This window comes from Cellulosimicrobium sp. BMG9.22 (assembly GCF_059159975.1).
In genome coordinates this window covers 1-12,588 of sequence record NZ_JBZGBY010000052.1, presented here as the reverse complement: position 1 = coordinate 12,588, position 12,588 = coordinate 1, and the positions used below count along the sequence as shown (strand labels likewise).

The following is a 12,588-nucleotide window of genomic DNA, read 5'->3' as shown; positions in this document are numbered from 1 at the left end:
AGGCCGGGGTTCTACCTCGCCGCGAGCGTGCTGGGTTCCTACAGTGAGGGCATGACCCAGACACCGCGCGCCGATGCCGGACCCGACCTCAAGCCTCGTTCCCGCCAGGTCACCGACGGGCTGGAGGCGACGGCTTCGCGCGGGATGCTGCGCGCCGTCGGGATGGGCGACGAGGACTTCGCCAAGCCGCAGATCGGCATCGCGAGCTCGTGGAACGAGATCACGCCGTGCAACCTGTCGCTCGACCGCCTCGCGCAGGGCGCGAAGGAGGGCGTGCACGCCGGGGGCGGGTACCCGCTGCAGTTCGGGACGATCTCCGTGTCCGACGGCATCTCGATGGGGCACGAGGGGATGCACTTCTCGCTCGTGAGCCGCGACGTCATCGCGGACTCCGTCGAGACGGTGGTGCAGGCGGAGCGCCTCGACGGCACGGTGCTGCTCGCCGGGTGCGACAAGTCGCTCCCGGGGATGCTCATGGCGGCCGCGCGGCTCGACCTCGCGAGCGTGTTCCTCTACGCCGGCTCGATCATGCCGGGCTGGGTCAAGCTCTCCGACGGCACGGAGAAGGAGGTCACGCTCATCGACGCGTTCGAGGCGGTCGGGGCGTGCGCGCGGGGGCTTATGAGCCGCGAGGACGTCGACCGTATCGAGCGCGCGATCTGCCCGGGGGAGGGCGCGTGCGGCGGCATGTACACGGCGAACACCATGGCGTCGGTCGCCGAGGCGATGGGCATGTCGCTGCCGGGGTCGGCGGCGCCGCCGTCGGCGGACCGGCGTCGGGACGCGTTCGCGCACCGCTCGGGTGAGGCGGTCGTCAACCTGCTGCGGCTCGGGATCACCGCGCGCGACATCATGACGAAGGAGGCGTTCGAGAACGCGATCGCCGTCGTCATGGCGTTCGGCGGCTCCACCAACGCCGTGCTGCACCTGCTCGCCATCGCGCACGAGGCCGAGGTCGACCTCACGCTCGCGGACTTCGACCGGGTCGCGAGCCGCGTGCCGCACCTCGGCGACCTCAAGCCGTTCGGCCGGTACGTGATGAACGACGTCGACCGCATCGGGGGAGTGCCCGTCGTCATGAAGGCCCTGCTCGACGCCGGTCTGCTGCACGGCGACGCGCTCACCGTGACCGGCCGGACGGTCGCCGAGAACCTCGCCGACATCGACCCGCCCGACCCCGACGGCAAGATCCTGCGGGCTCTCGACAACCCGATCCACCACACCGGGGGCATCACGATCCTCCACGGGTCGCTCGCGCCGGAGGGTGCCGTCGTGAAGTCCGCCGGCTTCGACGAGGACGTGTTCGAGGGGACGGCGCGCGTCTTCGAGCGCGAGCGTGCGGCGCTCGACGCCCTGGAGGACGGGACGATCACGGACGGGGACGTCGTCGTCATCCGGTACGAGGGCCCCAAGGGCGGGCCGGGGATGCGCGAGATGCTCGCCATCACGGGTGCGATCAAGGGCGCGGGGCTCGGCAAGACCGTCCTGCTGCTCACCGACGGCCGCTTCTCCGGGGGGACGACCGGGCTGTGCGTCGGGCACGTCGCGCCCGAGGCGGTCGACGGCGGCCCGGTCGCCTTCGTGCGCGACGGCGACCGCATCCGCCTCGACGTCGCGAGCAAGACCCTCGACCTGCTCGTCGACGCCGAGACGCTCGCCGCACGGCGGGACGGCTGGGCGCCGCTGCCCCCGACGTTCACGCGCGGCGTGCTCGCGAAGTACGCCAAGCTCGTCCAGTCGGCGTCGCGCGGCGCGATCCTCGAGTAGGCCGTCGCCGCCGTTCGCTCCCGGGCGGCGACCGCGTGGCTACGGCGTCGTCCACCAGGTCACCGCACCCGTGAGGGGCGGTGGCAGGAGGAGATCGGCCACCGCCCATCCCGAGGCGGGGGACCGTGGCGTCGGCCCCGCCCCGACGTCGTCGGCGCCGAGGTCGCGCGCCAGGCCCGTGCCGAGCGCCTTGAGGTAGGACTCCTTGCGGGTCCAGGCTCGGGCGAACGCGGCGGCCTGTGCGTCGGGACGGTGCGCCGTGATCTCGTCGCGCTCGCGCGGGTGCAGAGTGCCGACGACCTCTCCGACCACAGCGGGTTCGGGCGTGCTCTCGAGGTCGACCCCTACCGCTCCCTGAGAGATCGCGACCGCGAACGTGCCACGGACGTGCGAGAGCGAGAACTCCGGACCGCCGTCGAGCACGGGACGTCCGTGGGGGCCGGAGCACACCGGGCAGGGTGCGCGGTCGAGCGAGATCCGGCCGGGTTCGAGGCCTGGCCGCGCCCGCGCGAGCAGGAGTCGCAGCACGACGTGGGACACCGTGTACGTCGTGCGGTCGACCTCGTGGACGAGTCGCACGGCGCGCTCGCGCTCCCCGGCGTCGAGCACGGACGCCGCGAGCGGCACCGCCCAGGGTGCGCAGCGCTCGACGGTGCCCCACCAGACGGCGGGCGACGCGCCGGTCGTCGTCGGGAGCGACCGCGCCCCCAGAGGCGCGCGTCGTACACCGACGAGATCAGGGACGGTGGGCGGGTCGGGGTCGTAGGCCAACGCGCGGCGCTCCTCGTCCTCGCGCCCCGACCGCCAGGTCCGGGTACCGGCGTGGCGCGGTCAGGGCTGGCGTACGGTGCCGCCGCGGACCAGCATAGGTGTGCGGGCGCCGACCGCCCGTGCCGCGCGGGGCCGGGCGCCGTCCACGGGTCTCCGGGACGTGCGCGTGCCGCGGTACCCGAGGAGGAGCTGATCCGATGGCCACGATGGACGACCGCATCACCGCGCGGCAGTTCCACGACAGCGAGGGCGTGGAGGACTGGCGCGTCATCCTTCGCACGGCGCAGACGCTCTTTCGTACCGGCTCGTTCACCGCGGGGGTCGGGCTGGTCGACGCGATCGGCGAGCTCGCCGACGCGGCGAACCACCACCCCGACGTCGACCTGCGCTACGGGACGGTGACCGTCCGGCTCACGTCGCACGACGTCGGCGGGCTGAGCGGCCGCGACGTCGAGCTCGCGCGGCAGATCTCGGACGCCGCGCGCGAGCTGGACCTCGTGGCCGACCCGTCGGCGGTGCAGGACGTCGAGATCGCGGTCGACGTCCTCGTCGGCTCCGCCGTGCAGCCCTTCTGGCGTGCCGTGCTCGGGTTCGTCGAGGAGGGACCGTCGGACGCGGCGCCCTCGCTCGCCGACCCGACGTCGCGCGCCCCCGCGATCTGGTTCCAGCAGATGGATGCCCCGCGCGAGCAGCGCAACCGCATCCACGTGGACGTCACGGTCCCGCACGACGTCGCCGAGGCGCGGGTGACCGCCGCCATCGCCGCGGGCGGGCACCTGGTCTCCGACCGCCGCGCGCCGTCGTTCTGGGTGCTCGCCGACGCCGAGGGCAACGAGGCGTGCGTGTGCACGTGGCAGGCCCGCGACTGAACGGAGGCGTCCGGACCGAGTCGATCGCCCTGACCCGTGCGGGACGCGGGTGGCAAAGCGCTGGGCCCCGCCATCGTGGCCGGGCAGGATGTCCCGATGGAGTCCGGGACCGACCTCGCCCGCCGCTACTACGAGGACGTCGTCGCGCCCCTCGTGCTCGCGCGCTGGCCGGGGTTGTCGCACGCCGGTGCGCGGCTCGGTAGCGGGTCCGACGTGCTCGGCCTGGACGACGACACCTCGCGCGACCACGACTGGGGTCTGCGTCTCACGCTGCTGGTCGACGAGACGATGGTCGAGAACGTGGACGCGTTCCTCGACGCCGAGCTGCCGGACACGGTCGAGGGGCGTCCGACCCGGTTCGCCACGACCTGGCACCCGCACGGCACGCACCAGGTGGAGGTCGCTTCGCCCGGGCCCTTCGTGACGTCCCGGCTCGGCGTGGACGCCACCCGTCCGCTCGCCGTGGGCGACTGGCTGGCGCTCACCGGCCAGTCGATCCTGGAGGTGACGGCCGGTCCGGTGTTCGCGGACACCGACGGGCGGGTCACCGCGGCCCGTGACCGCCTCGCCTGGTACCCCGACGACGTGTGGCGGTACGTCGTCGCCGTCGACTGGGCGCGGATCGGGCAGGAGCTGCCGTTCGTCGGCCGGACGGCGGAGCGTGGCGACGACCTCGGCTCGCGCGTGGTCACGGCGCGGCTCGTGCGCGCCGCGATGCACCTCGGGTTCCTGCTCGAACGGCGCTGGCCGCCCTACGCGAAGTGGTTCGGGACGATGTTCGCCGCCCTCCCGCGCGCGGGCGCGGCGGGCGGGGACCTGGGAGCGGCGCTCGCGGCCGGCGCGTGGCCCGAGCGCGAGGCCGCACTGTGCCGGGCGCTCGAGACGCTGCACCGGCTCCAGGGCGACGTCGGCCTGCCGACCGTCGAGAACGTCGTCGAGCCGTTCTGGGGGCGGCCGCTCCGCGGGCTGGGACCGGTCGCGGAGGCGGTGACGGCCACGATCGAGGATCCCGTCGTGCGGGGGCTGCCGTCCGGCGTCGGGTCGGTCGAGCAGTGGGTCGACGACGTCGACGTCCTGACGGACCCCGCTCGCCGCGTCGCCGCGGCCCGGAGCATCGTGCAGGGTGGGACGAGCAGCACCTGACGCGAGAGGACGCCCGATGACCGCACACCAGCCGACGGCCGCCGACGCACCCCCGGGCGGGTGGCCGGGTGCCACGAAGCCCGGCGACGCGCCCTGGTGGACGCGGGCCGTCGTCTACCAGGTGTACCCGCGCTCGTTCCAGGACACGGACGGCGACGGGATCGGCGACCTCCCGGGCATCACGCTGCGTCTCGACCATCTCGAACGGCTCGGCGTGGACGTCGTGTGGCTGTCGCCCGTGTACCGCTCGCCGCAGGCGGACAACGGCTACGACATCAGCGACTACGAGGACGTCGACCCGCTGTTCGGGTCGCTCGCGGACCTCGACGCGCTGATCGAGGGTCTCCACGCACGGGGCATGAAGCTCGTCATGGACCTCGTCGTCAACCACACGAGCGACGAGCACCCATGGTTCGTCCAGTCGCGGTCGTCGGCCGAGAGCCCGCGTCGCGACTGGTACTGGTGGCGACCGGCCCGCCACGGCATGGAACCCGGCGCGCCCGGCGCCGAGCCGACCAACTGGCGGTCGTTCTTCGGTGGGAGCGCGTGGCGGTTCGACGAGGCGTCGGGGGAGTACTACCTGCACCTGTTCGACACCAAGCAGCCGGACCTCAACTGGGAGAACCCGGAGGTCCGCCAGGCGGTCTACGCGATGATGCGGCGCTGGCTCGACCGCGGCGTCGACGGGTTCCGCATGGATGTCATCAACCTGATCTCGAAAGCCGTCGCGCCCGACGGCTCCCTGCCCGACGGCGAGGTGCAGTGGGGCACGTACGGCGACGGCAGCCCGCACTACACGGACGGCCCGCGCGTGCACGAGCTCCTCGCCGAGATGCACCGCGAGGTGTTCGCCCCCTACCTGGCGCAGGGCCGCGAGGTCCTCACCGTGGGGGAGACGCCCGGTGTCACCGTCGAGCACGGCGTGCGGTACACCGACCCCGACCGTCGTGAGGTCGACATGGTCTTCCAGTTCGAGCACATGGGCATCGACCACGGCGCGACGCGCTACGACCCGGTCCCGTGGCACCTCGCCGACCTCAAGGCGACGCTGGGCCGCTGGCAGGCGGGGCTCGCCGACCGCGGTTGGAACGCCCTGTACTGGGACAACCACGACCAGCCGCGCGTCGTCTCGCGCTTCGGCGACGACTCGCCGGAGCACCGGGTCGCGTCGGCGAAGGCGCTCGCGCTCCTGCTGCACCTGCACCGCGGCACGCCGTACGTCTACCAGGGCGAGGAGCTCGGCATGACGAACGCGCCCTTCACCCGGATCGAGCAGTACCAGGACGTCGAGTCCCTCGGGTACTACCTCGAGCTCACGGGCCGCGCGGGCCACGCCCGGCTGCGCACGGACACCGAGATGCTCGACGTCCTCGCGCACGCGAGCCGGGACCACGCGCGCACGCCCGTGCAGTGGGACGCGAGCCCGAGCGCGGGCTTCACGACCGGCACGCCCTGGCTCGAGGTCAACCCCAACCACACCGTGATCAACGCCGAGGCCGCCTGGGCGGACGAAGACTCGGTCCTCCACTTCTACCGCCGGCTCGTCGCGCTGCGCCACGAGGTGCCCGTCGTCGCGCTCGGTGACTTCCACATGCTCCTCCCCGACCACGACGCGCTCTACGCGTTCACGCGCGCGCTCGACACGCCGTCGGACGACGGCGAGTGCAGTGCCTGGCGGCGCGACGAGCTCCTCGTGCTCGTCAACGTCTCCGGCGAGGCGCACGACGTACCCGGCGACGCCGTCGTCGGGTGGGGAGAGGCGACCGTCCTCCTCGCCACGCACCCGCCGCGGCCCGACGACGCACGCCGGCCGGGCGCCGTCGGGCACCTGCGCCCCTGGGAGGGCGTGGTGTACCGCCGGACGACGACCCTGGATCGCCGGTAGAGCACAGGTCATCCCCAGGTAGGAGATCTGTTCCGCTCGCCCCAAGAGTGCCCTATGCTCCCCTCAACCGGTGAGGACGCCGGGCAGGGGGACCGCCGAGCGGTCCGGAGAGGGGCGCACGGGTGCAGAGCACGGACGCTCCCGCGATCGAGACGCGGGGGCTGCGCAAGACGTACCGGAGCCGCCGAGGGCGGGCGGTGGGCGTCGAAGGGCTCGACCTGGTCGTGCCCGTCGGCGGCGTCCACGGGTTCCTCGGGCCGAACGGGTCCGGCAAGACCACGACGATCCGCATGCTCCTCGGGCTCGTGCGGCCCGACGCGGGCGAGGCGCGCGTGTTCGGCCACGAGGTGCCGCGACGGCTGCCGGACGTCATCGGGCGCGTGGGGGCGATCGTCGAGCAACCACGGTTCTTCCCGGCTTTCAGCGCGCGCCGGAACCTGGACCTGCTCGCCGAGGCGATCGGCGCCCTGGCCGCGCGCGTCCCGGAGGTCCTCGACGAGGTGGGGCTGACCGAGCGGGCCCGGGACCGGTACAAGGGTTACTCGCTCGGCATGAAGCAGCGCCTCGCGATCGCGGCGACGCTGCTCAAGGACCCCGACCTGCTCATCTTCGACGAACCCACCAACGGACTCGACCCCGCGGGGATCCGCGAGATCCGCGACACCATGCGCGGCCTCGCCGACCGCGGCAAGACGGTGCTGGTGAGCAGCCACATCCTCGCCGAGGTCGAGCAGGTCGCCGACACCGTCTCGATCATCGCGCGCGGGCGGCTCATCGCCAGCGGCCGGGTCGAGGACCTCATCGGCGCCGGGGCGCGCTCGGTCCGGGTGGGGGTCGGCGACCCCGTGCGCGCGGCCGCCGTGCTGCAGGATGCCGGGTACACCGTGCGGTCTGACGGGCGTCATCTCCTGGCCGACGGCGTCGCCGAGCCCGCGCAGATCACGCGGATCCTCGCGGCGCACGACCTGTGGGTCGAGGAGCTGGTCGCCGTCCAGGCCGGGCTCGAGTCGGTGTTCCTCGAGCTCACCGCGAAGGACGCGGCCACGCGCTCGCGGCACGACGCGGAGGTGTCGGCATGATCCGCCTGCTGCGGGTCGAGCTGCGGCGTCTCTCCGCTCGGCGCCTCGTGCGGTGGACCGCCGTCGCGACCCTCGCGCTCGCGGTGCTGAGCGTCGTCGTCGCCTTCGTGTCGAGCCAGCCGCCGACCGCCACAGAGCGCGCGGAGGCGCAGGCGTGGTACGAGCAGAGCCTCGCCGACTGGGAGGAGAACGGCGCCGAGTGGGTCGAGCAGTGCGAGGAGGACCAGGAGCTCGCGCGCGAGAGCGATCCGGAAGCGGACTTCGCGTGCGACCAGATGGAGCCGCAGCCCGAGGACTACCAGGCCAGCGCGCCGACGTTCGAGGGCGACGCCACGACGTGGCCGATGCCCGGCGCGACGACGGTCGTGCAGCTCGCGTCGCTCCTCGTGCTGGTCGGCGTCGTGGTGGGCATCTCGTTCCTCACGGCCGAGATGTCGACCGGCGCGATCGGGCTGTGGCTCACGTTCGAGCCGCGTCGCCGTCGCGTCTACTGGTCGAAGGCGGTCGCGGCGTCCGTGGGCGTCCTGCCGATCGTCGCCGTCGCGTACGTCGTCATGGCCGGGGGCGCCTACGGGGTGTACGCGCTCAACGGGCAGCTCGGAGACGTCACGTCGAGCACGACGACCGAGCTCGTTGCCGTGGGCGCGCGCGTCGTCGTCGCCGCGGGCCTCGCCGCGGCGGTCGGCGCCGCGCTCGGCACGCTCACCCGGAACGCCGCTGCGGCGCTCGGTCTGGTCGTGGTGTGGTCGCTCGTGGTCGAGAACGTGCTGCGCGCCGTCGTGCCGGAGCTGCAGCGCTGGTTCGTCGGCACGAACCTGCTGGCCTGGACGCAGGGTGGCACGACGTACTGGGTCCAGCGGTGCACGACGGACGCGAGCGGGACGATGTGCGAGGGCGTCGAGCGCACGGTGTCGCAGGCGCAGGGCGGCCTCGTCCTGCTCGGCCTCGCCGCCGTCCTCTCGCTGCTCGCGGTCCTCGTCTTCCGTCGGCGTGACGTGTCCTGAGCGGGCCACCCGTCGGGGCGGCGTCTCACGGGCTGGGACGCCCGCCTCGACACGTGACATCCCCGAAACATGGGCGTACAGTCCCAGACGTGCAGACGATCCTCCTTGTAGTACTTCCTGAGCGCGCCGGCTGAGGCCACGCCACAGGCTTCGTCAGCGCGCTCACCCCTCGTTCAGCCCGGCACCCGGGTTCGAGGGGTTTTTTGTTGCCACGACACCAGCACAGCAACCGTCCAGCACGGCGCGACCGGCCCACCGGCCACCGCGACTGCCGCACCCGCGAGACCCGCGCAGACCGGCATCCGCACCCGCGACCAGCACGACCGCACGACCACGGTCGGCTCCGGCACCGGCGGAGCGCCCCACGGGCGCCCGCCGGGCCGAGGCCACGACACGCAGGAGACACCATGGCCCAGGGTCCTACCCCGGCACCCCCGCGACCGGGAGCCCCGGCGCCCGCCGCCGCGGCGCCGAAGCCCGCCCCGACGCCCGCGACCGTCGCCCCCCGGTCCGACTCGCGTCGCGCCCAGGTCCGGCCCGCCCAGGCGGCGCCCGGCACCTCGACGGGCGAGGAGATGACCGGCGCGCAGTCGATCGTCCGCTCGCTCGAGGAGGTCGGCGCCGAGGTCGTCTTCGGCATCCCGGGCGGAGCGATCCTCCCGACGTACGACCCGCTCATGGACTCCCAGCGCCTGCGCCACATCCTCGTGCGCCACGAGCAGGGCGGCGGCCACGCCGCGCAGGGCTACGCGCACGCGACGGGTCGGGTCGGCGTCACCATGGCGACGTCGGGCCCCGGCGCGACGAACCTGGTGACCCCCATCGCGGACGCGAACATGGACTCGATCCCGCTCGTCGCGATCACCGGGCAGGTCGCGGCGTCCGCGATCGGCACCGACGCCTTCCAGGAGGCGGACATCGTCGGCATCACGCTGCCGATCACCAAGCACAACTTCCTCGTCACCAACCCGGACGACATCCCGCGCACCATCGCGGAGGCGTTCCACATCGCGTCGACGGGACGACCCGGTCCCGTGCTCGTGGACATCGCCAAGTCGGCGATGCAGTCGCGCACGACGTTCTCCTGGCCGCAGGAGGTGCAGCTCCCGGGCTACCACCCGGTGACGAAGCCGCACTCCAAGCAGATCAAGGAGGCCGCACGACTGCTCGCCTCCGCGCGTCGGCCCGTGCTGTACGTGGGCGGCGGCGTGGTCCGTGCGAACGCGTCAGCCGAGCTGCGGCGCCTCGTCGACCTCTCCGGCGCCGCGGTCGTCACGACGCTCATGGCCCGCGGTGCCGTCCCCGACACGCACCCGCAGAACCTCGGTATGCCCGGCATGCACGGGACGGTCCCTGCCGTCGCCGCGCTGCAGAAGGCCGACCTCGTCGTCTCACTCGGCGCGCGCTTCGACGACCGCGTCACGGGCAAGCTCTCGAGCTTCGCGCCCCACGCGGCGATCGTGCACGCCGACATCGACCCGGCGGAGATCGGCAAGAACCGCGAGGTGGACGTCCCGATCGTCGGCGACCTCAAGGAGGTCATCGCCGACCTGGTCCCCGAGCTCGAGCGCGAGCACGAGGCCAAGGGCAAGCCCGACGTCGAGGCGTGGTGGCGCCAGATCGACGACTGGCGCGAGACCTACCCCCTGGGGTACACCGAGCCCGAGGACGGGCACCTCGCCCCGCAGCACGTCATCTCCCGCCTCGGTGAGATCTCCGGGCCGGAGTCGATCTACGTCGCGGGCGTGGGCCAGCACCAGATGTGGGCCGCGCAGTTCATCAAGTACGAGCACCCCCGGACGTGGCTCAACTCCGGCGGCCTCGGGACCATGGGCTTCTCCGTCCCCGCGGCGATGGGCGCGAAGGTCGGCCGGCCCGACGCCACGGTGTGGGCGATCGACGGTGACGGCTGCTTCCAGATGACGAACCAAGAGCTCGCGACCTGCACGATCAACGAGATCCCCATCAAGGTCGCGCTGATCAACAACAGCTCGCTCGGCATGGTGCGCCAGTGGCAGACGCTGTTCTACGACAAGCGCTACTCGAACACCGACCTGCACACGGGCCACGGCACCGCGCGCGTCCCCGACTTCGTCAAGCTCGCCGACGCCTACGGGTGCGAGGGCATCCGTGTGGAGTCGATGGGCGAGGTCGACGCCGCGATCCACCGCGCGATGGAGATCGACGACCGCCCGGTGGTCATCGACTTCAACGTCTCCCGCGACGCCATGGTGTGGCCGATGGTCGCCGCCGGCGTGAGCAACGACGACATCCAGTACGCGCGTGGCATCTCGCCCGCGTGGGATCGGGAGGATTGAGCGGAATGCAGCGGAAGTTGAGGGCCGCAGCGAAGCAAGGCACTCGGCTGCAGCGGAATGCAGCCTCGATCCGACCCATGTCACTGGAGGACTGACCTCATGTCCCGCCACACCCTCTCCGTGCTCGTCGAGAACAAGCCCGGCGTGCTCACCCGCGTCGCAGGCCTGTTCGCGCGCCGTGCGTTCAACATCCACTCGCTCGCCGTCGGGCCGACGGAGCACGAGGAGATCTCGCGCATCACCGTCGTCGTCGACGTCGAGGAGCACCCGCTCGAGCAGGTGACGAAGCAGCTCAACAAGCTCATCAACGTCATCAAGATCGTCGAGCTCGACGCCGCGGCGTCCGTGCAGCGCGAGCTTCTGCTCGTCAAGGTGCGCGCCGACGGCGCGAACCGCACGGGCGTGCTCGAGGTCGTCAACCTGTTCCGCGCGAAGGTGGTCGACGTCGTCCCCGACGCCGTGACCGTCGAGGCCACCGGAACCGGCGAGAAGCTGAACGCGCTGCTCGCGGCGCTCGAGCCGTACGGCGTGCGCGAGATCGTGAAGTCGGGGACCGTCGCCGTCGGGCGCGGCTCGCGTTCCATCACCGACCGAGCGCTGGAACGCGCCGTCCGGTCCGCCTGACCATCACCTACCCTCGCACCGAGACCCGCACGGGCGTCGGTGCGCACCCGAGAACTGCAGACCCTGCACCGCAAGAGAACCGAGGAGATCCATCGTGGCTGAGCTGTTCTACGACGACGACGCCGACCTGTCCATCATCCAGGCCAAGAAGGTCGCGGTCGTCGGCTACGGGAGCCAGGGGCACGCGCACGCGCAGAACCTGCGCGACTCCGGCGTCGAGGTCGTCGTCGCGCTGCGTGAGGGCTCCACGTCCGTCGCGAAGGCGCAGGACGAGGGCTTCGAGGTGAAGTCCGTCGCCGAGGCCGCCGAGTGGGCCGACCTGATCATGATCCTCGCGCCGGACCAGCACCAGCGCTCGATCTACAACGACGAGATCAAGCCGAAGCTCGCCGCCGGCAAGACGCTCGCGTTCGCGCACGGCTTCAACATCCGCTTCGGCTACATCGAGGCGCCCGAGGGCGTCGACGTCATCCTCGTCGCGCCGAAGGCGCCGGGCCACACCGTGCGCCGCGAGTTCGTCGCGGGTCGCGGCATCCCCGACATCATCGCCGTCGAGAAGGACTCCTCGGGCCAGGCGTGGGACGTCGCGCTGTCGTACGCGAAGGCGATCGGCGGCACGCGCGCCGGCGTCATCAAGACGACCTTCACCGAGGAGACCGAGACCGACCTGTTCGGCGAGCAGGCCGTCCTCTGCGGCGGTGTGTCGCAGCTCGTCCAGTACGGCTTCGAGACGCTCTCGGAGGCGGGCTACCAGCCGGAGATCGCCTACTTCGAGGTCCTCCACGAGCTCAAGCTCATCGTCGACCTCATGTGGGAGGGCGGCATCGCCAAGCAGCGCTGGTCCGTCTCCGACACCGCCGAGTACGGCGACTACGTCTCCGGCCCGCGCGTCATCGACGCGCACGTCAAGGAGAACATGCAGGCCGTCCTCGCCGACATCCAGTCGGGCGCGTTCGCCCAGCGCTTCATCGGCGACCAGGACGCCGGCGCGCCGGAGTTCAAGGAGCTGCGCGAGAAGGCCGCCCAGCACCCGATCGAGAAGGTCGGCAAGGACCTGCGTGCGCTGTTCGCGTGGAAGCAGCAGGACGCCGACTACACCGAGGGCTCTGCCGCTCGCTGAGCATGAAT

10 protein-coding genes are annotated in these 12,588 nt (G+C 72.4%); 9 read left to right on the top strand and 1 reads right to left on the bottom strand.

From position 1 onward, the window contains the following. Positions 1 to 51: 51 nt before the first annotated feature. Positions 52 to 1,767, top strand: a complete 1,716-nt coding sequence (gene ilvD, locus AC4H2H_RS19360; protein ID WP_494372463.1) for a dihydroxy-acid dehydratase — start codon at positions 52 to 54, stop codon at positions 1,765 to 1,767. A 39-nt stretch (positions 1,768 to 1,806) separates the two neighbouring features. On the opposite strand, the gene AC4H2H_RS19355 is transcribed toward ilvD, so the two are convergent. Beyond that, the gene (locus AC4H2H_RS19355; RefSeq protein ID WP_494372462.1) at positions 1,807 to 2,538 is read right to left on the bottom strand and encodes a 4'-phosphopantetheinyl transferase family protein; all 732 of its coding nucleotides are present in this window, start codon (positions 2,536 to 2,538) and stop codon (positions 1,807 to 1,809) included. A 197-nt stretch (positions 2,539 to 2,735) separates the two neighbouring features. On the opposite strand from AC4H2H_RS19355, the gene AC4H2H_RS19350 reads away from it, so the two are divergent. The 8 genes from AC4H2H_RS19350 to ilvC all read left to right on the top strand — a co-directional run bounded on the left by AC4H2H_RS19350 (position 2,736) and on the right by ilvC (position 12,580). Next, the gene (locus AC4H2H_RS19350) at positions 2,736 to 3,407 is read left to right on the top strand and encodes a 4a-hydroxytetrahydrobiopterin dehydratase (RefSeq protein WP_494372461.1); all 672 of its coding nucleotides are present in this window, start codon (positions 2,736 to 2,738) and stop codon (positions 3,405 to 3,407) included. Between the two features lie 96 nt (positions 3,408 to 3,503). After that, positions 3,504 to 4,550 carry a DUF4037 domain-containing protein gene (locus tag AC4H2H_RS19345; RefSeq protein WP_494372460.1) on the top strand — a complete coding sequence of 349 codons (1,047 nt, stop codon included), beginning with the start codon at positions 3,504 to 3,506 and terminating at the stop codon, positions 4,548 to 4,550. A gap of 16 nt (positions 4,551 to 4,566) precedes the next feature. Further along, complete coding sequence (locus tag AC4H2H_RS19340) at positions 4,567 to 6,435, top strand: alpha-glucosidase (protein WP_494372459.1); 1,869 nt, start codon at positions 4,567 to 4,569, stop codon at positions 6,433 to 6,435. 122 nt (positions 6,436 to 6,557) lie between these two features. Continuing rightward, positions 6,558 to 7,514 carry an ABC transporter ATP-binding protein gene (locus AC4H2H_RS19335; protein WP_494372458.1) on the top strand — a complete coding sequence of 319 codons (957 nt, stop codon included), beginning with the start codon at positions 6,558 to 6,560 and terminating at the stop codon, positions 7,512 to 7,514. Then, positions 7,511 to 8,518 (top strand): DUF2705 family protein, encoded by a 1,008-nt coding sequence (locus AC4H2H_RS19330; protein WP_494372457.1) that lies wholly within the window; start codon positions 7,511 to 7,513, stop codon positions 8,516 to 8,518. Before AC4H2H_RS19335 ends, AC4H2H_RS19330 begins: the two co-directional genes overlap by 4 nt. A gap of 407 nt (positions 8,519 to 8,925) precedes the next feature. After that, positions 8,926 to 10,836 (top strand): acetolactate synthase large subunit, encoded by a 1,911-nt coding sequence (locus AC4H2H_RS19325; protein ID WP_494372456.1) that lies wholly within the window; start codon positions 8,926 to 8,928, stop codon positions 10,834 to 10,836. A 99-nt stretch (positions 10,837 to 10,935) separates the two neighbouring features. Then, positions 10,936 to 11,460, top strand: coding sequence for an acetolactate synthase small subunit (ilvN, locus tag AC4H2H_RS19320; protein WP_494372455.1), 525 nt, complete (start codon positions 10,936 to 10,938; stop codon positions 11,458 to 11,460). Positions 11,461 to 11,554: 94 nt separating this feature from the next. Beyond that, complete coding sequence (ilvC, locus tag AC4H2H_RS19315) at positions 11,555 to 12,580, top strand: ketol-acid reductoisomerase (RefSeq protein ID WP_494372454.1); 1,026 nt, start codon at positions 11,555 to 11,557, stop codon at positions 12,578 to 12,580. Positions 12,581 to 12,588 lie beyond the last annotated feature (8 nt).